This is a genomic window from Kineococcus glutinatus (assembly GCF_039542765.1).
GTDB classification, from domain to species: Bacteria; Actinomycetota; Actinomycetes; order Actinomycetales; family Kineococcaceae; genus Kineococcus_A; species Kineococcus_A glutinatus.
Genome location: NZ_BAABIL010000931.1, coordinates 1 through 538 on the forward strand (window position 1 = coordinate 1; position 538 = coordinate 538).

Below are 538 nucleotides of genomic sequence, written 5' to 3' on the forward strand. Positions count from 1 at the left end.
AGGAACTCCTCCGCGACGAGCAGGTTGAGCAACCGGTAGGCGGTGGCGCGCGGGGTGCCGGTCGCGGCCGCCACCTCCGCGGCCGTCGCCCCGGCGCCGGTGCGCGCCACCTCCTCCAGCAGCGACAGCGCGCTGACGAGCGCCCGGGGCTGGCGGCCGGTCAGGTCCTCGCCGGGGCTCACGCGGGGCCGCCGAGCACGTCCCGGGCGCGCGTCTCGTCGTAGAGGCCCACGGCCGCCAGGACCGCCGGCCGGCGCAGGCGGACCCACGCGGCGTGCGCCGCGGCGAGCAGGAGCAGGGCGGTGGCCACGAGCACCCAGCCGCCGCCGGCCACCGCGCAGGCCGCCAGCACCCCGGCCAGGACCACGACGGCCGGCACGGCGGCCAGGACCGGTCCCGCCGTCAGCTCGCCGATGCGGTGCAGGAACACCGGCGCCGCGGCGCACACGAGGACGTAGGCGACGACGTACCCGCAGGTGCCCACGACGAGCAGCCCGCGCAGCGCCTCCCCCGTCCCGGCCGCGAGGGCCGCGCAGGC

At 80.1% G+C, this 538-nt stretch carries 1 protein-coding gene and 1 pseudogene; both read right to left on the reverse strand.

Going from position 1 to position 538, the window contains the following annotated elements; all coding sequences use genetic code 11:
* Positions 1 to 182, reverse strand: a 182-nt coding sequence (locus ABEB16_RS22650; protein ID WP_345714393.1) for a helix-turn-helix domain-containing protein, incomplete at its 3' end; no start/stop codon positions are given.
* Positions 179 to 538, reverse strand: a pseudogene (locus ABEB16_RS22655) (APC family permease); the annotation flags it as partial. The gene ABEB16_RS22650 and the pseudogene ABEB16_RS22655, both read right to left, overlap by 4 nt.